This window comes from Actinomadura sp. NPDC048021 (assembly GCF_040653135.1).
Lineage (GTDB): Bacteria > Actinomycetota > Actinomycetes > Streptosporangiales > Streptosporangiaceae > Spirillospora > Spirillospora verrucosospora.
The window spans coordinates 146,472-167,217 of sequence record NZ_JBEZJQ010000019.1; the positions used below are offsets into that span (position 1 = coordinate 146,472).

The 20,746-nt window shown below is 74.8% G+C and carries 18 protein-coding genes and 1 tRNA gene; 6 read left to right on the forward strand and 13 right to left on the reverse strand.

The annotated features are described in order from the left end of the window. The 9 genes from AB0C87_RS28730 to AB0C87_RS28770 form a co-directional block, all read right to left on the reverse strand. Positions 1–1,639, reverse strand: a 1,639-nt coding sequence (locus AB0C87_RS28730) for an NAD(P)/FAD-dependent oxidoreductase (protein ID WP_360580406.1), incomplete at its 3' end; no start/stop codon positions are given. 51 nt (positions 1,640–1,690) lie between these two features. Further along, positions 1,691–3,460 carry an SDR family oxidoreductase gene (locus AB0C87_RS28735; RefSeq protein ID WP_360580408.1) on the reverse strand — a complete coding sequence of 590 codons (1,770 nt, stop codon included), beginning with the start codon at positions 3,458–3,460 and terminating at the stop codon, positions 1,691–1,693. Next, positions 3,457–4,290, reverse strand: a complete 834-nt coding sequence (locus tag AB0C87_RS28740; RefSeq protein ID WP_360580421.1) for a M24 family metallopeptidase — start codon at positions 4,288–4,290, stop codon at positions 3,457–3,459. The genes AB0C87_RS28735 and AB0C87_RS28740 overlap by 4 nt, the downstream gene beginning before the upstream one ends. Before the next feature lie 118 nt (positions 4,291–4,408). Next, positions 4,409–5,341 carry a metal-dependent hydrolase gene (locus AB0C87_RS28745; protein ID WP_353834060.1) on the reverse strand — a complete coding sequence of 311 codons (933 nt, stop codon included), beginning with the start codon at positions 5,339–5,341 and terminating at the stop codon, positions 4,409–4,411. 161 nt (positions 5,342–5,502) lie between these two features. Further along, positions 5,503–6,315, reverse strand: a complete 813-nt coding sequence (gene fdhD, locus AB0C87_RS28750) for a formate dehydrogenase accessory sulfurtransferase FdhD (RefSeq protein ID WP_360580410.1) — start codon at positions 6,313–6,315, stop codon at positions 5,503–5,505. A 66-nt stretch (positions 6,316–6,381) separates the two neighbouring features. Beyond that, positions 6,382–7,008, reverse strand: a complete 627-nt coding sequence (locus AB0C87_RS28755) for a trimeric intracellular cation channel family protein (protein ID WP_345181130.1) — start codon at positions 7,006–7,008, stop codon at positions 6,382–6,384. Then, positions 7,005–7,196: a DUF3099 domain-containing protein gene (locus AB0C87_RS28760; protein WP_345181133.1), complete on the reverse strand. Its 192-nt coding sequence runs from the start codon at positions 7,194–7,196 to the stop codon at positions 7,005–7,007. Before AB0C87_RS28760 ends, AB0C87_RS28755 begins: the two co-directional genes overlap by 4 nt. A 44-nt stretch (positions 7,197–7,240) precedes the next feature. Then, positions 7,241–7,336, reverse strand: a tRNA-Sec gene (locus tag AB0C87_RS28765). A gap of 10 nt (positions 7,337–7,346) precedes the next feature. Next, complete coding sequence (locus tag AB0C87_RS28770) at positions 7,347–9,188, reverse strand: AMP-dependent synthetase/ligase (RefSeq protein WP_360580412.1); 1,842 nt, start codon at positions 9,186–9,188, stop codon at positions 7,347–7,349. A 190-nt stretch (positions 9,189–9,378) separates the two neighbouring features. Here AB0C87_RS28770 and selD point away from each other — a divergent pair, with 190 nt between their 5' ends. Next, positions 9,379–10,368 carry a selenide, water dikinase SelD gene (gene selD / locus AB0C87_RS28775; protein WP_345181137.1) on the forward strand — a complete coding sequence of 330 codons (990 nt, stop codon included), beginning with the start codon at positions 9,379–9,381 and terminating at the stop codon, positions 10,366–10,368. 89 nt (positions 10,369–10,457) lie between these two features. Beyond that, positions 10,458–10,733, forward strand: a complete 276-nt coding sequence (locus AB0C87_RS28780) for a GlsB/YeaQ/YmgE family stress response membrane protein (protein WP_345181139.1) — start codon at positions 10,458–10,460, stop codon at positions 10,731–10,733. 19 nt (positions 10,734–10,752) lie between these two features. Here the strand turns inward: AB0C87_RS28780 and AB0C87_RS28785 are convergent, their stop codons facing one another. Together AB0C87_RS28785 and AB0C87_RS28790 are read right to left on the reverse strand one after the other, a co-directional pair. Beyond that, positions 10,753–12,723 carry a propionyl-CoA synthetase gene (locus tag AB0C87_RS28785; protein WP_360580413.1) on the reverse strand — a complete coding sequence of 657 codons (1,971 nt, stop codon included), beginning with the start codon at positions 12,721–12,723 and terminating at the stop codon, positions 10,753–10,755. Between the two features lie 44 nt (positions 12,724–12,767). Further along, positions 12,768–14,231, reverse strand: coding sequence for an MFS transporter (locus AB0C87_RS28790; RefSeq protein WP_345181143.1), 1,464 nt, complete (start codon positions 14,229–14,231; stop codon positions 12,768–12,770). A gap of 288 nt (positions 14,232–14,519) precedes the next feature. On the opposite strand from AB0C87_RS28790, the gene AB0C87_RS28795 reads away from it, so the two are divergent. Both AB0C87_RS28795 and AB0C87_RS28800 read left to right on the forward strand, forming a co-directional pair. Further along, positions 14,520–16,283: a SelB C-terminal domain-containing protein gene (locus AB0C87_RS28795; RefSeq protein WP_345181145.1), complete on the forward strand. Its 1,764-nt coding sequence runs from the start codon at positions 14,520–14,522 to the stop codon at positions 16,281–16,283. Between the two features lie 48 nt (positions 16,284–16,331). After that, entirely contained in the window at positions 16,332–17,525 is a 1,194-nt protein-coding gene (locus AB0C87_RS28800; RefSeq protein WP_345181147.1) for an RtcB family protein, read from the forward strand. Between the two features lie 52 nt (positions 17,526–17,577). Here AB0C87_RS28800 and AB0C87_RS28805 read toward each other — a convergent pair whose 3' ends face one another. Further along, complete coding sequence (locus tag AB0C87_RS28805; RefSeq protein WP_360580415.1) at positions 17,578–18,360, reverse strand: hypothetical protein; 783 nt, start codon at positions 18,358–18,360, stop codon at positions 17,578–17,580. A gap of 247 nt (positions 18,361–18,607) precedes the next feature. Further along, entirely contained in the window at positions 18,608–19,435 is an 828-nt protein-coding gene (locus AB0C87_RS28810; protein ID WP_353834883.1) for an alpha/beta fold hydrolase, read from the reverse strand. A 107-nt stretch (positions 19,436–19,542) separates the two neighbouring features. On the opposite strand from AB0C87_RS28810, the gene moaA reads away from it, so the two are divergent. Beyond that, a complete protein-coding gene (gene moaA, locus AB0C87_RS28815) occupies positions 19,543–20,532 on the forward strand; it encodes a GTP 3',8-cyclase MoaA (RefSeq protein WP_345181154.1) in 990 nt (329 codons plus the stop codon). Between the two features lie 5 nt (positions 20,533–20,537). Then, on the forward strand, positions 20,538–20,746 hold a 209-nt coding region (locus AB0C87_RS28820; RefSeq protein WP_360580418.1), incomplete at its 3' end, for an NTP transferase domain-containing protein.

The window sequence follows — 20,746 nt, forward strand, 5'->3', positions numbered from 1 at the left end:
GCCCTGCCGCCCCCCCCCCCCCGGGTCCGGGGGCGAGGAGCCGCGAAAGCGCGCCGAGCGCCGGGGTGAGCAGGCGCCCCGCAGGACCGGCGTGGGCCAGGGCGGCGCGGGCCGCGTTGGCGCCGCACGCGCCGTGCACGCCGCCGCCCGGGTGCGCGGAGGCCGACGCCAGGTACAGGCCCGCGACCGGTGTCTCGGGGCGCCCGAGGCCGGGAACGGGCCGGAACACCAGTTGCTGGTGGAGCATCGCGGTGCCGCCGTTGAGCGCGCCGCCGCGCAGGTTGGCGTCGTGGTCCTGGAACGCGGGCGGCGCGGTGACGCGGCGGCCGAGGACGCGGGAGCGGAAGCCCGGGGCGAGGCGTTCGACGACGTCCTCGAGGCGGCGCGCCATGGCGTCGCGCTCGCGCTCGTCCCAGGCGCCGGTGATGCCGTCCGGCCCGGCGTCGGCCTTCACCCGGTGGGGGACGTGGGTGTACGCCCAGACCGACTCGGTTCCGGCGGGGGAGCGGGCGGGGTCGGCGGTCGTCATCTGGCCGAGGAGCGCGAAGGGCTCGGACGGGACGCGCCCGGTGGCGAGCTGCGCGCTGTAGTCGGTCATCGCGTCCAGGCCGGGGGACAGGTGGACGGTCCCGGCGCGCCCGGCGCCGTCCGCCGCCCACGGGATCGGCCCGGAGAGCGCCCAGTCCACCTTGAAGGTCGCGTGGTCCCAGACGAAGCGGCGCATGTCGGCGCGCAGGGAGGCCGGCAGGTCGGACCAGCCGACCAGGCCGCCGTAGAGGGCGGGGGCCGACACGTCGGCGAGGACGGCCCTCGCGGAGCGCACCGGTTCGCCCGACGCGGTGCGGACGCCGAGCGCGCGCCCGTCCCGCACGACGACCGAGGCGACCGGGGTGTCGCAGCGGACGCGTCCGCCGCGCGACTCCAGCCGCCGCACGAGCGCCGCCGTCAGCTCGCCCGCACCGCCCTCGGGGACCGGCCACCCGTGCCGCTGCCCGGCCATGGCGAGCAGCCAGCCGAACAGTGACCCGGCGGTCGACTCGGGGAACATGTCAGTGTGCAGCGTCGACCCGGCGAGCAGCAGCGGGCCGCCGGGGCCGGCGAACTCCTGCTCCCCGAGCGTGCGGACGGGGGCCAGCAGCGTGCGGACGGCGCGGAGCCCGCCCGCCCGGCGCGCGGACGCCAGCAGCGGCAGCGCGGCCCGCACCGGCGGGAACGGGCCGAGCAGGGCGCGCAGGACGTCCTCTCCCATCTCGTCCCACAGGCGGCAGAGGCGCAGCCACGCCTCGCCGTCGCCCGCGCCGAGCGCGTCGAGGCCCACGGCGGTCGCGTCGCGGTCGCGCTCCAGGACGGCGCAGCGCCCGTCCGGGAGCGGGTGGGCGAGGACGGCGGGCGCGTGCCGCCAGCGCAGCCCGTGCCGCTCCAGCTCCAGCGCCCGCATCGCGGGCGAGGCGACTCCGAGCGGGTAGAACGCGCTGCACAGGTCGCTCACATGGTCGGGGTGGACTCCCCGGTCGCTGCGCACCGCGCCGCCCGGTTCGGGCTGCGCTTCGAGCACCTCCACGTCCCACCCGGCGTCGGCCAGCATGTTCGCGGCGACGAGGCCGTTGTGCCCCGCGCCGACGACGACGGCGTCGGCCATGTGGCATCCCTCCCGGTGATCACCTTACGGGCTCTCGCGGAGGGGCGGCGGTCAGCCCACGTCGAGCCGGGCCAGCAGCCGCATGACGCCCGGCGCCACACGCGACCCGAGGTAGCCGAGGCGCGCCTCCGGGGTCACCGGGACGACCGCGCGGTCGCCGCGGACGGCCGCGACGATCTGCTCCGCCACGCGCTCCGGCCCGTAGCCGCGGCGCGCGTAGGCCCGCGCGACCCGCTCCCGGCTGAGCGCCTCGTCCTCCTCGCCCCGGCCGACGAAGCGGGACGTGCGGGTGATGTTGGTGTTGACGATCCCCGGGCACACGGCGCTGACCCCGATGCCCTGGCCCTTCAGCTCGGCGCGCATGCACTCCGACAGCATCAGCACGGCCGCCTTGCTGGTCGCGTAGGCGGGCAGCGCGCGGGACGGGGTGAACGCGGCGGCGGAGGAGGTGTTGACGATATGGCCGCCCTGCCCTCGCTCCACCATCTGCTCGGCGAAGAGCCGCGAGCCGTGGAGGACGCCCCACAGGTTGACGTCCAGGACTTTGCGCCAGTCGTCGGCGCTGTGCTCCAGGAACGGGCCGGCCATCCCGATCCCGGCGTTGTTGACCACGACGTCCGGCACGCCGTGCTCGTGCATGACCGCCTTGGCGAAGTCCTCCATCGCGCCGCGGTCGGACACGTCCACCTGGAAGGCGTGTGCCGCGGGGCCGAGGAGGCCGGCGAGTTCGGCGGTGCGCTCGGCGGAGGCCCGGTCGATGTCGGCGGCGACCACCTCGGCGCCGCGTTCGGCGAAGGCCAGCGCGGTCGCGCGGCCGATCCCGCTGCCCGCGCCCGTGACGACGACGAGGGAGCCGTCGAAGGACCGCCGGCCCCCGGCCACCCTGGCCCGCCTGAGCGCGCGCGACTCGGCGGCGCCGAGCGGGCCGCCCCGCACGCCCGCGATGTGCTCGCTCACCCAGCGGGCGACGACGTCGGGGTGGCTGCGGGGCACCCAGTGCCCGGCCTTGAGCGTGCGCAGCGACAGGTTCGGGACGCGTCCGGCCAGCCCGCCTACCAGGTGCGGCGAGACGAACAGGTCCTTGGTCGGGACGATGACCTGGGTCGGGACGTCCGTTCGCCGGTCGCGCGGGCGGCGCAGCCGCTGGAGCATGTTCGCCCGGTACAGCCCGACCCCCGCCGCGGCGTCGCGCGCCATGGTCCCGGCCGGGTGGCCCTGCCGGGGCGGGACGCCCTCTCCCAGCTCCAGGGCCTTGGCGAACGGCTTCGCCATCCCGGCCCGCCACAGCAGTTCCGGCAGCACCGGCGTCTGGAAGAAGTAGATGTACCAGGAGCGGAGGCCCTGCCCGGCCGCCCGCCGCAGGTTGGCCGGGGTGGGGCGCGCCAGGTTCCGCCGCGTCCAGTGCGCGACGTGGTCCAGGCACGGGCCGGAGATCGAGGTGAACGAGGCGAAGCGGTCCGGCATCGTGCAGACCGCCTCCCACGCCTGGATGGAGCCCCAGTCGTGCCCCACCAGGTGCACCTTGCGCTCGGGCGCGGTCGCGTCCAGGACGGCCTCCATGTCGGCCATCAGGTACTCGAACGTGTAGCGCCTGCTCCCGCGCGGACGGGACGAGGCGCCCGCGCCGCGCACGTCGTACCGGACGACGTGGAACCGGTCGGCGAGCCGCGCCGCCACCTCGTCCCAGACGGCGTGGGTGTCGGGGTAGCCGTGGACCAGCAGGACGGTGGGGCGCGACCGGTCGCCCTGCTCGTAGACGGCGAGGTCGACGCCGTCTCCGCGGACGCGCCGCCGCGCGACGGGTGGGGCGGGGTGTGTCATGCGGTCGTCTCCCGTCGGGCCCACCGGTGCACGTGGGGCAGGTCGTCGTCGAGCCAGTGCGCGTCGTCCTCGGTGACCACGAGGATCTCCTCGAACTTCACGCCGACGCCGCGGAACCCGATGTGGGGCTCGACCGCCCACAGCCCGGGCGTCGGGGGGTGCTGGGACTGCGCGGCCCCGTTCCAGAGCGGGGAGCGCCCTTCCAGGCGCTCCTTGACCAGTTCGCGGCCGATGGTCTGGAGGAACCGTACACCGAATGGGAATCCCACGCGCTTCGGGAGGATCCCACCGATGACGCCGATCTGATGGCCGATGACGCGCCCCGGATACACGCGGTGGCGGCTGTCGTGGCCCTGGCGCTCGATGAGCGCGTCGACCTCGGCGTAGACGTCGGCGAACGTCCGCCGTTCGCGGACGAGACGCAGGATCAGCGCCCGGTAGGCGGCCAGGTCGGCGTCGAGTCGTTCCCAGATCCTGTTCTCGCCGAGGACGCCGCCGTACCCGATGTCGGCGGAGTAGCCGTCCCGCACCGGCGCCATGTCCAGGATGTAGGGCATGCCCTCCTCCAGGCGCGTCCCGCCGGGCAGGAACTGCGTGGGCAGCCGGAAGCCGCGGAAGGCCGACCGGTCGCCGAACCAGGCGAACGGGGTGTGCAGCCAGTCGTCGACGCCGCGTGCGCGCAGCCACCGGCGCATGCGGCGGCACGCCTCGCGCTCGGTCACGCCCGGTTCGAGCGTGCCGGCGACCTCCTCGGCGCACCGGTAGCACAGGCGCTGGACGGCGCGGAATCGTTCGAGCTCCGCGGCGTCGTGCACGCGGGCGAGCGCCACTTTATTGGACACAATGTTAATAAATCGCCGATCCGCCCCCGGGTCAAGTGGCTCGCGGAGTGACGCCCGCCACCGCGGCGTGCGCGGGACCGGGGCGCGGAGCGTGCCGCGGCGCGGTCTAGTAGGGGTCGTAGCCCGCGGCCCTGGCGGCGGGCGACCGCGTGAGGTAGTCCAGCGCGCGGGGCGTGGAGCAGACCTTGGAGGGGTGGTGGTCCGGCCTGAGGTAGACGGGCGCCTCGCCGAGCAGGAGCCGGAAGACGCCGGGCACGTGGCCGAGCCGCACCGACCGCCGGTAGGAGCGGTAGACGCGCAGCGGCGTCACCCTCCGCTTGATCGTCGGGTCCTGCTTGAGCAGGTAGAGCGAGCCGCCGATCAGCGCCCAGTACAGGAAGAACAGCGACACCACCCACGCGGCGACGCGGGTCGGGTACCGGCCTCCCATGGCCGTGTAGACGTCGAAGACCACCGAGCGGTGCTCGACCTCCTCGGCGCCGTGCCAGCGCAGCAGGTCCAGCATCGTCGGGTCCACGCCGGCCTTGTCGAGCCGGTCGTTGTCCATGATCCACTGTCCGAGGACGGCGGTGTAGTGCTCGATCGAGGCGACCGCGGCCAGTTCGAAGCGCAGCCGGCGCCGCCAGGCCCGCGGATTCCGCTCCTTCAGCGCCGCCATCTGCGCGGGGCGCTCGGCGTTGCCCCGCCCCGCCGCGTCGGTGATCCTGGAGACGTCGATGCCCGCGCGCTGCAGGATCTGGTCCAGGACGCCCTGGTGGGAGCGGGCGTGCACCATCTCCTGCCCGATGAAGCCCTTGATCTCCTCCAGCAGCCGCTCGTCCCGGATGTACGGGCGGGCGTCCTTCACGCACTGGATGAACCACTTCTCGCCCTCGGGCAGGACGATGTGGAACGAGTTGATGATGTGCGTGGCGACCGGGTCGTTCGGGACCCAGTGCAGCGGGGTCCGCGACCAGTCGAAGGAGACGCGCCGCGGCTTGATCGGCGGATGGCGCTCGTCGACGGGCGCCGTGCCGCCGCTCGCCTGGGGCCTCGTCATGCGGTCCTCGCCTTCCACGCGTCCGGGCCGGCCGCGACGTGCCCCCGCGCCGCGCGTGTGCCATTGGCAGTGCAGTCAACTCCTGCGGCGCCCGTGGTTTCTTGAGACGAGGCCAACAAGTTACCGCTCGGTTTTCGGCCCGGCGTGACAAGTGGCGCCGCTCAGGGGCCGATACGCTCCGCACCCGTGTAGACGTTCATGGTCTCGCCGCGCAGGAAGCCGACGAGCGTCATCCCCGCGTCCTCGGCGAGGTCCACGGCCAGCGAGGACGGCGCCGACACCGCCGCGAGGACCGGGACGCCGGCCGTCATCGCCTTCTGCGTCAGCTCGAACGACGCGCGCCCGCTCACCATGAGGACCGTCCCGGTCAGCGGCAGCCGCCCCTGCCGCAGGGCCCACCCGATCACCTTGTCGACGGCGTTGTGGCGGCCGACGTCCTCGCGCAGGGCGAGGAGCCCGCCCTCGGCGTCGAAGAGCCCGGCGGCGTGCAGGCCGCCCGTCCGGTCGAACACCCGCTGCGCCGCGCGCAGCCGCTCCGGCATGGCCGTCAGCACGTCCGGGGTGAGCCGCACCGGGTCGCCGGCCACCTCGTAGGGCCGGTCGGCGCGCAGCGCCTCGATGCTCGACTTGCCGCACACCCCGCAGGCGCTGGTGGTGGTGAACGCCCGCGTCATGGAGTCGTCCGGCGGCGGCACGCCGGGGGAGAGCGCGACGTCCAGGGTGTTCTGCTCCGCGGTGTCGGCGCAGTACCGCATCGCCGCGATGTCGCCGGCCCGCCCGACCACGCCCTCGGCCGCCAGGAACCCGGCGACCAGGTCGAAGTCGTGCCCCGGCGTGCGCATCGTGATCGTCAGCGGTTTGCCGGCGACGCGGATCTCCAGCGGCTCCTCCGCCGCGAGCGTGTCGGGCCTGCGCACCCGGGCCCCGGACGCGCTCAGCCGAAGCACGGGCCTGCGTACGGTGATCCGCCCCATGACCGTTGACGGTACCCCGGGAACCGGCCCGAAACGAAGCCCTGGCGGGCGCGGCCGCCGCGCGGGCTAGTCGGGCACCCCGCGGGGGCGGGGCGCCCGCCACCCCTGGCGCATCGCGAGGACGCGCAACCCGAACGCCAGGGCGGCGGCGCCGGCCGTGACGGCGCCGCCGTGCAGGCCCGCGCTCTCGGCGCCCGCGGTCACGGCCGCCCCGAGCAGCGCGGGCACCGCGTACAGCTGCCGGTCGTACAGCACCGCCGGGATGCGGCCCGCCAGCACGTCCCGCAGGATGCCGCCGCCCACCGCCGTCACGATGCCGAGCAGCACCGCGTGCACCGGCGAGAGCCCGTACTCCAGCGCCTTGACCGTCCCCGTCGCGCAGAACAGCCCGAGTCCGGCCGCGTCGAACAGCAGCACCGCCGGCAGCAGCCGCGTCACCTGCGGATGCCAGAAGAACACCAGCGCCGACGCCGCCATCGGGACCAGCACGTACCCGAGGTCGGTGAACGCCGCCGGGGGGACGGCCCCGATGATCAGGTCGCGCAGGATCCCGCCGCCGAGCGCGGTGATCTCGGCCAGCACCACCATGCCGACGACGTCGAGCCGCTGCCGGACGGCCGCGAGCGCCCCCGACACGGCGAACACGAAGATCCCGGCGAGGTCCAGCAGCCACGCGGCCCCGTGGCCGCTCACCTACGGCGGTCCGTCCGGTCGATGTTCCAGTTGGCGACCACCACCGCGAACGGCGGGATCACGAGCGCCGCCACCGTCATCGCGATCGCGGCCGGGTGCGAGTACAGCCGGACCACCGCCCAGGCCAGCACGAACAGCGTGAGGCAGGTGCCCATCATGATCCCGTAGGCCAGCTTGCGACGCCTCATGCCCTCACGTTACGTCGCGCCCGGACGCCGCGGCGCGGGGCGGGTGGCGGAGGCGTACGGGAATCGAACCCGCCGTCCCGAGATCCTCGGGACCGTCGGCTTTGAAGGCCGGGGAGGCCACCAGGCGCTCACACGCCTCCGGCGGTGATCTTAGCCGGTGTAGAGGCCGTCGATGTCGGCGGCGTACTTGGTGTGCACGACGCGGCGCTTCAGCTTGAGGGTCGGGGTGAGCTCCTCGCTCTCGGCGGTCCACTCGGCGGTGAGCAGGCGCCACCGCTTGACCTGCTGGACGCGGGCGAGCCGGGCGTTGGCGTCCTCGACGGCCCGGGCGACCTCCTCCAGGACGAGGGGGTGGTCGGCGAGGGCGGCCAGGTCGGTGGTGTCGACGCCGTGGGCGGCCGCCCAGACGGGCGCGACCTCCCCGTCGAGGGTGATGAGCGCGACGACGTAGGGGCGGCGGTCGCCGAAGGCGAGGGCCTGGCCGATGAGCGGGTGCTCCTTGAGGCGGTTCTCCACCAGGGAGGGGGAGATGTTCTCGCCGCCGGCGGTGATGATCAGTTCCTTCTTGCGGTCGACGACGGTGAGGAACCCGTCCGCGTCCAGGCGGCCGATGTCGCCGGTGTGCACCCAGCCGTCGGCGTCGATGAGGTCGGCGGTGGCGTCGGGGCGGTTCAGGTAGCCGGGGGTGCAGGTGGCGCCGCGGACGAGGATCTCGCCGTCGCCGGCGAGCCTGAGCTCGACGCCGGGGAACGGGCGGCCGACGGTGCCGAGCTTGAAGGAGTCGGCGAGGTTGGCGGTGACGGCGCCGGTCGTCTCCGTCATCCCGTAGGCGTCGAAGATCTTCAGGCCGAGCCCGGCGAAGAACCGGGCCACCTCGACGGGCAGCGGCGCGGCGGCGCTGGAGGCCTGGCGGACGCGGTCCAGGCCGAGCAGCGCGCGCATGGGGGTGAGGACGGCCCGGTCGGCCCGCTCGAAGGCCTCGGCGATCCGCGGGGTGAGGGTGTTGCCGTGCTCCTGCGCCGTGACGTACGCGCGGCCGGCGTCCAGGGCGGCGGCGACGGCCCGCTTCCTCGCCTCGTCCTGCTCGGCCGACAGCACCGCCTGGATGCCGCCCATGATCTTCTCCCAGACGCGCGGGACGCCGAAGAAGGAGTGCGGCCGCACCTCGCCGAGGATCGTCGTCAGCTGGGCCGGGTCGGGGCAGAAGTGGACGTGGGAGGCCAGCCGGACCGGCAGGTAGTAGCTCAGCACCCGGTCGGCGATGTGCGCGAACGGCAGGTAGGAGATGCCGGCGGGGTGCTCGGGCAGGACGGAGCTGCGCTCGACCATCTCCGCCTCGTGCAGCGCCATCGAGTGCGTGATCAGGACGCCCTTGGGGTCGCCGGTGGTACCGGAGGTGTACAGCAGCGTGGCGGTGTCCCCGGGCCCGACCGCCTGCCAGCGCCGGTCGATGGCGAGCGGGTCGGCGGCCAGCTCGCGGCGGCCGAGCTCGGTGAAGGCCTCCCAGCTGAGGAAGCGGTCGCCGGGCGGGCAGGCTGCGGAGTCCACCACGATGATCTTGCGCAGGTCCGGGAGGCGGTCCAGGACGGGCAGCCAGCGGCCGAGCTGGTCCGTGCCGTCCAGCACGGCGTACCTGGCCGAGCAGTCCCCGGCGACGAACGCGACCTGGTCGGGTGCGAGCGTCGCGTACACCGTGGTGGGAACGCCGCCGGCGTGCACGGCGCCGAGGTCGGCCAGCACGTGCTCGGACCGGTTCGGCATCATCAGCGCGACGACGTCGCCGGCCTCCAGGCCGAGGGCGGCGAACCCCGCGGCCGTCTCCAGCGCGCGGGTCCGCGTGTCCGCCCAGGTGAGCGTGCTCCACTCGCCGCCGGTCCGGTCGGAGTAGGCCGGCCTTCCGCCGTGCCGTGCGGCGGTCGCGGCGAGGGCGGTGCAGATCGTCTGCCCCGCGACGGCCCGGTCGAGGTCGGCCCGCTGTTCCTGGATCCCCATGTCGCCCCTCGTGGTCGGTGACCGAAGTAAGTGAAGACTTGCAGGAAGGAGATCGCATCACGCCGAACCGAGTTCGGACAAGGGGTTCGGGGGTTTTCGGCGCTGGTCGCGGGCCCGTTCGGCGGTCGGTGACCGGACGCGTACCGTCCGTTTGTTGATCATTTGAAGTAGTTGTGCGTTAAATTCAGCGGTGACCCGACTCGCCCCCGTGGCCCGCCTGACGCAGTACGCGCGCGGCGGCGGCTCCAGCAAGATTCCGCCAGGGGAACTGGAGCGGGTCACGGCCGGTCTCACAGGCGGGGACGACGCCCTCCTCGTCGGCGGCCCCGACGGCGACGGCGCCGCCGTGCTGCGCCTCGACGGCGGCCGGGCCGTGGTCTCCACCGCCGACTTCCGCACCCCCGTCGTCGACGACGCCTACGACTGGGGGCGGATCGCCGCCGCCAGCGCGCTCTCCGACGTCTACGCCGTCGGGGGCGTGCCGCTGATGGCCCTGAACCTGCTCGGCTGGCCCGCCGACGCGCTGCCCGCCGAACTGGCCCGCGAGGTGCTGCGCGGCGGGCGGGACATGGCGGCCCTGGCCGGCGTCGCGATCGCCGGCGGGCACAGCATCGAGGACCCCGAGCCGAAGTACGGCCTCGCGGTCACCGGCACCGCCGACCCGGACCGCCTGCTGCGGCTGGACGCGGGCCGTCCCGGCGTCCCGCTCACGCTGACCAAGCCGCTCGGGGTCGGCGCGCTCAACGCCCGGCACCGGGCGACCGGGGAGGTGTTCCCGCACGCGGTCGCGGCCATGACGGAGCTGAACGCGGCGGCGGGCCTGGCCGCCCTCGAGCGCGGCGCCGCGTGCGCCGCCGCCGTCTCCGGCTTCGGGCTGCTCGGCCACCTGTACAAGCTGGCGCGGGCGAGCGGCGTCACGGCCGTCGTGGACGCCTCCGCCGTCCCCTGCCTCGACGGCGCGCGCGCCGCCGTGCGGGACGGGTTCGTGCCCGGCGGCACCCGCCGCAACCTCGCGTGGGTGTCGCCGCACACCCTCTTCCGCCGGATCGCCGAGGAGGAGCGGCTGCTGCTCGCCGACGCCCAGACCTCCGGCGGGCTGCTGGTCGCGGGGGAGATCCCGGGCGCGCCGGTCGTCGGGGAGCTCGTCGGCCGGGGGCGGCACACCCTCGTCGTCCGCTAGCGCCGCCCGGCCGTCCGCCGCCCGTGTCGCCGATCGGAGGGGCGGGTAGGTTCCCGGCACGGCCTCATCGGGGGCGGGGGAGGCGAGGCATGACCATCGGCGGACTCGTGGCCGCCGTCGTCCTGGGCGCCGCCATCGGTGTCCTGGGCAGGGTCGCCGTGCCGGGCCGCGAGAACATGCCGGCGTGGCTGCTGGTGGCGGTCGGGGTCGTCGCGGCGTTCGGCGGCACGGGCCTGGTCCACCTGTCCAGCCTCGGCGACGGCGGCTGGAACCTGTGGGAGGCGCTCTTCCAGATCTTCCTCTCGGTGGTCGCCGTCGTCCTGGTCGCGGCGTTCTGGCCGAAGCGGACCGGCCGCGACCCGTGACGCTCGCCCGCGGCGGTCCCTACTCCCGGCGCAGCACGGGGCGCAGGCCGTCCAGCACCTCCGGGTCCTCGATGGTGGACGGGACGGTCACCTCCTGCCCGTCGGCGATGCCCCGCATGACGCCTCGCAGGATCTTGCCCGACCGCGTCTTCGGCAGCGCGGGCACGACCGAGATCTCCCTGAGCGCGGCGACGGGCCCGATCTGCTCGCGCACCATCGCGACCAGTTCGGCGCACACCTCGCCCGGCTCGGCCAGGATGCCGCTCTTGAGCACGACCAGCCCGCGCGGCACCTGCCCCTTGAGCGCGTCCTGGACGCCGATGACGGCGCACTCGGCGACGGCCGGGTGGGAGGAGATGACCTCCTCCATCGTCCCGGTGGACAGCCGGTGCCCGGCCACGTTGATGACGTCGTCGGTGCGGCCCATCACCCAGACGTAGCCGTCCTCGTCGATGTGCCCGCCGTCGCCGGTCAGGTAGTGGCCGGGGAACTTCGTCAGGTACGACTCGACGAAGCGCTCGTCGTCCTGCCACAGCGTGGGCAGCGTGCCCGGCGGCAGCGGCAGCCGGATCGCGATGTCGCCGTCGGCGCCGGGCGGGACGGGCGAGCCGTCCGGGCCGAGGACCCGCACGTCGTACCCGGGCACCGGCACCGACGGCGACCCCGCCTTGACCGGCATCGGCTCCAGCCCGCGCAGGTTCGCCACGATCGGCCAGCCGGTCTCGGTCTGCCACCAGTGGTCGATCACCGGGCGGTCCAGGACGCGCGAGGCCCAGCGGTAGGTGTCGGGGTCGAGGCGCTCGCCGGCGAGGAACAGCGTCTCCAGGGCCGACAGGTCGTGCCCGGCGAGCAGCGCGCCCTCGGGGTCCTCCTTCTTGACGGCCCGGATCGCGGTCGGCGCGGTGAACAGCGCCTTCACCCGGTGCTGCGCGGCCACCCGCCAGAACGCGCCCGCGTCCGGCGTCCCGACCGGCTTGCCCTCGTACAGCACGGTCGTGCAGCCGCTGAGCAGCGGCGCGTACACGATGTAGGAGTGCCCGACGACCCAGCCGACGTCGGAGGCCGCCCAGAACACGTCGCCCCGCCCCACGCCGAACACGTTCTCCATCGACCAGCGCAGCGCCACCGCGTGCCCGCCGTTGTCGCGCACGACGCCCTTCGGCCGCCCGGTCGTGCCGGAGGTGTAGAGGATGTAGAGCGGGTCGGTGGCGGCGACGGGGACGCACCCGGCGGGCTCGGCGGCCGCGACGGCCTCGTCCCACTCCACGTCCCGCGGCCGGACGAGGTCGGCGTGGAGCTGCTCGCGCTGCCGGATCACGCACCGCTCGACCTTGTGCCGGGCCAGCTCCAGCGCCCGGTCCAGCAGCGGCTTGTAGGGGACCACCCGGCCCGCCTCGATCCCGCAGGACGCCGACACGACCGCCTTCGGGCGGGCGTCGTCGATGCGCACCGCCAGCTCCCGCGCCGCGAACCCGCCGAAGACCACCGAGTGCACGGCGCCGAGCCGCGCGCACGCCAGCATCGCGATGACCGCCTCGGGCACCATGGGCAGGTAGATGACCACGCGGTCGCCGCGGTCGACGCCCAGCGCGCGCAGCGCCCCGGCGAACCGCGCGACATGGCCGGTCAGCTCCCGGTAGGAGTAGGTCCGCACGGTCCCGGTGACCGGGCTGTCGTAGATCAGCGCGGCCTGGTCGCCGCGGCCCTCCTCGACGTGCCGGTCCAGCGCGTTGTCGCAGGTGTTGAGCTCACCGCCGGTGAACCACCGGTAGAAGGGCGGCGCCCCGTCGTCCAGCACCCGGTCCGGCGGGACGAGCCACCGCACGTCCCGTGCCGCCAGCCCCCAGAAGCGGGTCGGATCGGCGATGCTGCGTTCGTACGCGGCCGCGTAGGCGCCCATGTCGTCCTCCCGGTGACGGGTCCTGGCCCGGATCTGCGCGGAGGCCCGGACCGGCGTCGCCGCGATTCGGGCCGCATCCCTATAGGGCATGGCGCGGGGCCGGTTCGTCAAGGGCCCGCGCCGCCGGGCGGGGTCTACCCGGGGTGGCGCAGGGCGTGCGCGACGGCGATGAGGGCGGCCAGCGCCGCCCCCGCGGAGACCACCCAGAAGCACAGCTCGTAGGCGCCGAGGGAGGGGACGCCGGCGCCCGCGGCCCGTCCGGCCAGGATCGACGCCGTGACGGCGCCCGCGACGCTGCCGCCCGTGGTGCGGACGAGCGAGTTGATGCCGCTGGCGATCCCGCTCTGGTCCATCGGGACGTGCCGGACGGCGAGCGTGCCGAGCGCGGCGTAGGCGATCCCGAACCCGACGCCCTGGAGGGCGCTGAACGCGAGCATGTCGTACACGTGCGCGTTCGACACCGCGAGCCACGCGTAGCAGAGCCCGGCGAAAGCCGACCCGATCGCGAGGGTGTACGCGGGGCCGAGGCGCCCCGCGAGCCGCCCGGCCATCGCCGAGAACACCAGCATCGTCACGGTGCTCGGCAGCATGTAGAGCCCGACGTCCAGCACCGAGCCGCCGAGCCCGTACCCGACCTCCTCCGGCCGCGCCTGGACGAAGCCGGCGATCAGCGTGAAGGCGGCGAACATCGAGAAGCCGAGCAGCGCCGAGACGACGTTGGCCGACAGGGACCGGGGGCCGACCAGCAGGCCCAGCCGCACCAGCGGCGCGCGGACCCGCAGCTCGACCGCCGTCCAGACCGCGCACAGCGCGGCTGCGGCGCCGAACAGCCCCAGCACCCCGCGGGACGTCCAGCCCCACGCGTTGCCCTGGCTGATGCCGAGCAGCAGGCAGACCAGCCAGCAGGCGAGCAGGGCCGCGCCCGGCAGGTCCGGCCGGCCGCCGGCGCGGACGCCGACGTCGCGCGCCGTCGCGGCGACCAGCACAAGCCCCGCCGCCGCCAGCGCGGCGGCGATCCAGAACACCGGGTGGTGGCTGCCGGTGCGGGTGGCGATCAGCCCGGTCACGATCATGCCGGCGCTGCCGCCGACGCCCATGGTGGCGCTGACGATGCCGATCGCCGTGGTCACCCGCTCGGCCGGGAACGTGTCGCGGATCATGCCGATGGCGAGCGGGATCAGCGCCGCCGAGACGCCCTGCAGGGCGCGCCCGGCGATCAGCACCGGCAGCGTGCCGGACACCGCGCACAGCACCGAGCCGGCCAGCAGCAGCGCGAGGGCGAGCAGGATCATCCGCTTCTTGCCGTACATGTCGCCGAACCGCGTCAGCAGCGGAGTGGCGACGGCGCCGGCCAGCAGGGACGCGGTGAACACCCACGTCACGTCCGTGATGGGGGCCTCGAAGCGGGTCATGAGCTGCGGCAGCAGCGGAAGCACGAGCGTCTGCTGCACCGACACGACCATCCCGGCGGCGGCGAGCGCGAGCAGGGTGGGGCCGGTGGGCCGGGCGGCCGGTGCGCCGGCTCCGGGCGCCGCCGGTGCGCCGGCCGCGCCGCCCTCCGGGGCGCCTGTGCCGCGAGCCGCCCGAGCGCCGGTCATGCGAACCTCCCGCATCGGCCGGTCGCCGGATCCCGGCGCGCGGCATGTAGTTACTTAACCTAAATAAGTGTAGAGCGGGCGAATCGCCCCTTGATGTCCGCAGGTCCGGCGCGACGCGCCAGCGCGTCGCGGTTTGCGCGGGGCCCGGGCGTCCCTAGGGTTGCCTTTCGTGGACCTTCGTCTGCGCAACCCCCGCACCGCCCTCCGGAACTCCGCCCCCCGCTCCGCCACTCCCCGCACGGCCCGTTCTCGCGCGGCCATCGGCGTTCAGGCCTGGAAAGGACGCTGATGCACGTCGTCACCACCGCCGGACACGGTGGGCACGGCAAGTCGGCGCTCGTGCGCGCCCTCACGGGCAGGAGTCCCGGCGAGACGGGCGCCTGGACGGAGCTGCCCTCGGGGAGGCGCGTCGCGTTCGTCGACGCGCCCGGCGACGAGCGGTCCGTTCCGGACTGGCTCGCCGGGGCGGCGCCCGCGTCCGCGGTCCTGCTCACCGTCGCCGCCGACGAGGGGTGGATGCCGCAGACCCGCGAGCACCTGGAGGCCCTCTCCGCGCTCGGCGTCCGGTCCGGCGTCCTCGCGGTCACCAAGGCCGACGCCGCCGACCCCAGGCCCGCGCTGCGCCAGATCCGCGAGCGGCTGGCCGGGACGGCGCTGCGCGGTGCGGAGGCCGTCGCGGTGAGCGCCGAGACCGGCGCCGGGGTGGCCGAGCTGACCGCCGCGCTCGACCGCCTCGCCGGCCGGCTGCCCGTGCCCGACCCGGCCGCCCCGGTGCGGCTGTGGGCGGACCGCGCGTTCACCGCCGGGCGGCAGGCCGTCATCGCCGGCACCCTCGCCGCCGGGACGGTCGCCGTGGGGGACGAGCTGCTCCTCATGCCCGCGGGCGAGCGGGTCCGCGTCCGGACGATCGGCTGCGCCGGCGAGCCCCGGGAGTCGGTCGGCGGCGTCTCCCGCGTCGTGGTGACGCTGCGCGACGCCGGGCGCGTCGACCCCGGCATGGCCCTGGTCACGCCCGGCGCCTGGACGCACACCACCAGCGTCGACGTCCGGACCCGCTTCGGCGAGGCGTCCGGCAGGCTCGCGCGGCGGATGACGCTGCACATCGGGTCGGCCGCCGTCGCGGTCGGGCTGCGGCCCCTCGGCCCCGACACCGCGCGCCTGACCCTGAACACCCGGCTCGCCCTCCACCTCGGCGACACCGGGCTCCTGCGCGACCCCGACCGCCGCACGATCGCCGGGGTGAGCGTCCTGGACGTCCGGCCGCCCACCCTCGTGCGCCGCGGAGCGGGCGCCGCCCGCGCCCGCGAGCTGGCGACCTGGCCCGACCGCCCGGACGGCGCCGTAGTGCTCCGCCGGCACGGCGTGCTCCGGCGCTCGGAGCTGTCGGTCATGGGCTGCGCGCCGCCGCCCGGCGCCGTCGCCCTGGACGGCGAGTGGGTCGCCGACCCGGCGCACTGGCGGTCGCTGTTCGAGCGGCTCGCGGAGGAGACGGCCCGGCACGCCGCCGAGAGCCCCAGCGCCCCCGGCATCCCGCTGGAGTCCGTCCGGCTGCGCCTCGGCCTCCCCTCCCGGCAGCTCGCCGCCGCGCTCGTCCAGCCGCCGCTGCGCCTGGACGCGGGACGCGTCTACGGCCCGTCCCCGGGCCCCGGCCCCGCGCCGGCCGCCGAGCCCGCTCCTGCGGCGGTCGCCGCGGAACCGCCGCCGCCCTGGGCCGCGGCCGTGCGGCGCCTCCGCGCCGACCTCGCGGACACCCCGTTCGATCCCCCCAGCGCCGAGCGCCTCGAAGAGCTGGGCCTCACGGGCGAGGTCCTCGCCGGGGCGGAGCGCGCGGGCGCCGTCCTGCGGATCGACGACGGGGTCGTGCTGCTCCCGGGCGCCGACCGGGAGGCGCTGCGCGTCCTGTCCGAGCTCCCGCAGCCGTTCACGCCCGCCCAGGCCGGCGACGCGCTCGGGACCGGCCGCGACGTCGCCGTCGCCCTGCTGCGCCACCTCGACCGGCTCGGCCTCACCGAGCGCCGCCAGGGCGAAAACCGGTTGAACCGGGACGGGTGACTCTGGCGTCATAGATCGCGGTCCGGTTCCGTCGATCAAGGAGTGGGAATGCCGTACCAGACCCTGAAGGGCGGCCGCGTCCCGATCCGGATGTGGACCGACCCCGACACCGTCGAGGACCTCGCCCTCGACCAGCTGCGCAACGTCTCCGCCCTGCCGTGGGTGGAGGGCCTCGCGGTGATGCCCGACGTCCACTACGGCAAGGGCGCCACCGTCGGCTCGGTGATCGCGATGAGGAACGCGGTGTCCCCGGCCGCCGTCGGGGTCGACATCGGCTGCGGGATGACCGCCGCGAAGTCGTCGCTCACCGTCGAGGACATGCCCGACGACCTGTCGGGCCTGCGCTCGCGGCTGGAGAAGGCGATCCCCGTCGGGCGCGGCTCGCACAGGACCGCCGTGGACCCGTCCGCTCTGCCGGGCCTGAAGGAACGCGGCTGGTACGACTTCTGGAAGGCGTTCGACGACCTGCACCCGGCGGTGCGGTCCCGCCTCGGCCGCGCCCGCTCGCAGATGGGCACGCTCGGCGGCGGCAACCACTTCCTGGAGCTGTGCGCGGACGACGACGGCGCGATCTGGCTCGTCCTGCACTCGGGGTCGCGCAACATCGGCAACGAGCTGGCCGAGCAGCACATCGAGGCCGCCCGCAAGCTGCCGCACAACCAGGACCTGCCGGACGGCGACCTCGCCGTGTTCCTCACCGGCACCGCCAAGATGGACGCCTACCGGCACGACCTGTTCTGGGCGCAGGAGTACGCGCGCCGCAACCGCGCCGTCATGACCGCGCTCGCGCAGAACGTCGTCACCAGGCAGTTCGGCGAGAAGCGCTGCAGGTGGGGCGAGGTCATCTCCTGCCACCACAACTACGTGGCGGAGGAGGAGTACGGGGGAGTCGAGCTGCTCGTCACCCGCAAGGGCGCGATCCGCGCGGGCGCCGGCGACCTCGGGATCATCCCGGGCTCCATGGCGACCGGCACCTACATCGTCCGCGGCCTCGGCAACGAGACCGCCTACAACTCGGCCTCGCACGGCGCGGGCCGCAGGATGAGCCGCAACAAGGCCCGCAAGCACTTCACGGTCGAGGACCTGGTCGAGCAGACCAGGGGCGTCGAGTGCCGCAAGGACAGCGGCGTCATCGACGAGATCCCCGGCGCCTACAAGGACCTGGAGACGGTGATCGAGGCCCAGTCCGACCTCGTCGAGGTCGTGGCGCACCTCCGCCAGCTCATCTGCGTGAAGGGCTGACCCCGGCGGGGCGGCCGTGCCCGGCGGCCCGCCCCCCGCGGGCCGCCGGACCTCACTTCAGCAGCTGGGCCGTGTCGCTGTAGGCGTCCAGGTGCTCGGCGTGCGTCAGCCGGTAGACACCGGAATGGAAGTAGTTCGCCCACCGCAGCGGGTGGCCGAGGCTCGCGCGGGCCCGTCCCCAGTCGGTGACCGACCGCATCCACCGATCGGACTTGGTGACGTCCCACGAGGCGTCCACGCCGTACTCGGCCAGGCCCAGGGAGATGCCGCGGGCGTCGGCGAACTGGCAGACCCGCCGCGTGCGGGCGTCCATCGGGGCGGCGTCCGTGGTGGAGGTGATCTCCCCGATCGGGTACTCGTCGATCGCGATGAAGTCGACCATGCCAGAGTCCGGCCAGTAGTTCCGCAGCGCCGACCGCGGATCGGAGTAGGGCAGGTTGCACGAGTAGTTGGTGAAGCACACCCCCACCTTCACCCCCACCGCGCGGAACGGCGGCGCCGACCGCTTGTAGAGGCTGACGAAGGCGTCGCCGGACATGTTGTCGACCGGCTCGTGGTAGATGATCAGGTCGCACTGGGCGCCCTTGGCGACGATGTCGGACGCGAGCGCCTGGAGCGCCGACAGCGGCGTCGACATGGTCGGCTTGATGCTGTAGACGCTCTTGCGCACGCCCACGTCGTAGCGGAGCTGCGAGGCGCTCACCGAGGACGGCGGGGCCCCGTCGTAGCAGCGGCGGACCGGCATGGGGCGGTCCGTGAGCGTCTCGAACGCGCTGATCGCCGCCGTCCACGTCTGGCCGGTCAGGGGGGTGACGGCCGCCCCCACCAGCGTCATGTGCCACCGTCCTCGCGGAGGTCCGCGGGCCGGCGCTCCACGGTCGCGACCGCCCGGTGGCGGATCCTCGTTCGGCTCATGTGCGCGTCCCCCCTTTGGATCGCGAGATGGTGCCTCTCGGTAAAAATAATGCTACGTAGAGCGATATTGACTCGGCAGCCTTCTTTATGTGGCCATGCCAGTCAGACGGGGGTGGCCGCGGGAGGACGGCGGGCGCGCCGCACCGGGTCGTCGGCGCCCGTGCGGGTCAGGCGCCGGACCGGGGCGCCTCCGGCAGGACGCGGTCGATGAAGGCGGTGACGTCGGCGAGGACCTCGTCGCGGTTGGTCTCGTTGAAGACCTCGTGACGGGCGCCCGGATAGAGGCGCTCGGTGAGGTCGTCCCCGCGGATCGCCTCGATGCCGACGCGGGTGTCCCGCGGGCGGACGAGCTCGTCGGCGTCGCCGTGGACGTAGAAGGTCGGCAGCGCGCCCAGGGACCCGTGCTCGTTGACGCGGCGCAGGGCGTCGTCCAGCGCCCGGACGGTGGGCTTCTTGAACGGGCCGTGCCAGATCAGCGGGTCCTCGGTGTAGGCCTTGCCGACCGCGGGGTCGCGAGAGAGCGTCGAGGTGTCGATCGGCTCGTCCGGCATCGCGTCGAGGGGCAGTAGCTCCTCGACGACGTGCCAGCGGCCGAGGACCGGTCCGGACAGCACGAGCGCTGCGAGGCCGTCGCCGTGGAGCTGGGCGTACCTGGTGGCGATCAGCCCGCCCATGGAGTGGCCGATCATGACGGCGGGCAGGCCCGGGTGGTCGCCGCGGGCCGCCTCCACGACCGTGTGCAGGTCGGCGACGACGTCCTCGACGTCCTCCACCAGCACGCGCTCGCCGGCCGAGCGGCCGTGGCCCGCGTGGTCCGGGCCGCAGACGACGGCCCCGTGCCGCACCAGGACGTCCGCGACGTGGCCGTAGCGGCCGAGGTGCTCGCCGTAGCCGTGCACGAGCACCGCGACGTAGCGCGGCTCGCCGTCCGCCCAGCTCCGGGCGGTGACCGCTCCCCGCGTGCCCGCGAACTCCCACTCCCGCGACGTCGCCACTCCGGCCTCCCTGCCGCCCGATGGAAGATCACCGTCTCCCGAGGGGGATCGGATCGTCAACCACCGCAATAGGCTGGAGATCCAGACCGCGACAGGAAGGGGTGCCCGTGCTGGTCGACACCTTCGGCCGTACCGCGACGGACCTGCGGGTCTCCCTCACCGACCGGTGCAACCTGCGCTGCTCGTACTGCATGCCGCCCGAGGGGCTGGACTGGCTGCCGAAGCCGGAACTGCTCACCGACGACGAGGTCGTCCGGCTGGTCGGGCTCGCCGTGCGCGACCTCGGCGTCACCGAGGTCCGCTACACGGGCGGCGAACCGCTGCTGCGGCGCGGCCTCGCCGGCATCGTGCGGCGGACGGCCGAGCTGGCGCCGCGCCCCCAGACCTCGCTGACCACCAACGGCATCGGGCTCGACCGGCTGGCCGCGCCGCTGGCCGAGGCCGGGCTCGACCGGGTCAACGTCTCCCTCGACACCCTCGACCGCGAGACCTTCCGGCGCCTCGCGCACCGCGACCGGCTCGCCGACGTGCTGGAGGGGCTGGCGGCGGCGCGCCGGACGGGCCTCGCACCGGTCAAGATCAACACCGTGCTGATGCGCGGGATCAACGACCACGAGGCCGTCCCGCTGCTGCGGTACTGCCTGGAGCACGGCTACCGGCTGCGGTTCATCGAGCAGATGCCGCTGGACGCCCAGCACGGCTGGACCCGCGAGAACATGATCACCGCGGACGAGATCCTGGACCGGCTGTCCGCCGAGTTCGACCTCGTGCCCGACACCGCGCACGAGCGCGGCAGCGCCCCCGCCGAGTCGTTCCTGGTCGACGGCGGCCCCGAGACGGTCGGCGTGATCGGCTCGGTCACCCGGCCGTTCTGCGGGGCCTGCGACCGGGTGCGGCTCACCGCCGACGGACAGGTCCGCAACTGCCTGTTCGCCACCGAGGAGTCCAACCTGCGGGACGCGATGCGCGGCGGCGCCGACGACGCCGAGCTGGCCGAGCGGTGGCGTCGGGCCGTGCGGACCAAGCGCGCCGGGCACGGCATCGACGACCCGGCGTTCCTCCAGCCCGCCCGGCCCATGTCGGCGATCGGCGGCTGACCCGCGTGGACGCCGGCCCGCCCTTCGACGCAGTGCTGCTCGCGGGCGGGCGCGCCCGGCGGTTCGGCGCCGACAAGCCCGCCGCCCCCGTGGGGGGACGCCGGCTGATCGAGTGGGCGGCGGCCGCCGCGTCCGGAGCGTCCCGGCTGATCGTCGTGGGGCCGCGCCGCGACGTCCTGCCGGGCGCCGTCGTCGTCCGCGAGGACCCGCCCGG

Coding starts and splice junctions, on each gene's coding strand:
- AB0C87_RS28785 (WP_360580413.1), bottom strand. CDS start 12,723: ATGCCCTATAGGGATGCGGCCCGAATCGCGGCGACGCCGGTCCGGGCC.
- AB0C87_RS28780 (WP_345181139.1), top strand. CDS start 10,458: ATGACCATCGGCGGACTCGTGGCCGCCGTCGTCCTGGGCGCCGCCATC.
- AB0C87_RS28745 (WP_353834060.1), bottom strand. CDS start 5,341: ATGACGAGGCCCCAGGCGAGCGGCGGCACGGCGCCCGTCGACGAGCGC.
- fdhD (WP_360580410.1), bottom strand. CDS start 6,315: ATGGGGCGGATCACCGTACGCAGGCCCGTGCTTCGGCTGAGCGCGTCC.
- AB0C87_RS28800 (WP_345181147.1), top strand. CDS start 16,332: ATGCCGTACCAGACCCTGAAGGGCGGCCGCGTCCCGATCCGGATGTGG.
- AB0C87_RS28760 (WP_345181133.1), bottom strand. CDS start 7,196: ATGAGGCGTCGCAAGCTGGCCTACGGGATCATGATGGGCACCTGCCTC.
- AB0C87_RS28805 (WP_360580415.1), bottom strand. CDS start 18,360: ATGACGCTGGTGGGGGCGGCCGTCACCCCCCTGACCGGCCAGACGTGG.
- AB0C87_RS28770 (WP_360580412.1), bottom strand. CDS start 9,188: ATGGGGATCCAGGAACAGCGGGCCGACCTCGACCGGGCCGTCGCGGGG.
- AB0C87_RS28735 (WP_360580408.1), bottom strand. CDS start 3,460: ATGACACACCCCGCCCCACCCGTCGCGCGGCGGCGCGTCCGCGGAGAC.
- AB0C87_RS28795 (WP_345181145.1), top strand. CDS start 14,520: ATGCACGTCGTCACCACCGCCGGACACGGTGGGCACGGCAAGTCGGCG.
- AB0C87_RS28790 (WP_345181143.1), bottom strand. CDS start 14,231: ATGACCGGCGCTCGGGCGGCTCGCGGCACAGGCGCCCCGGAGGGCGGC.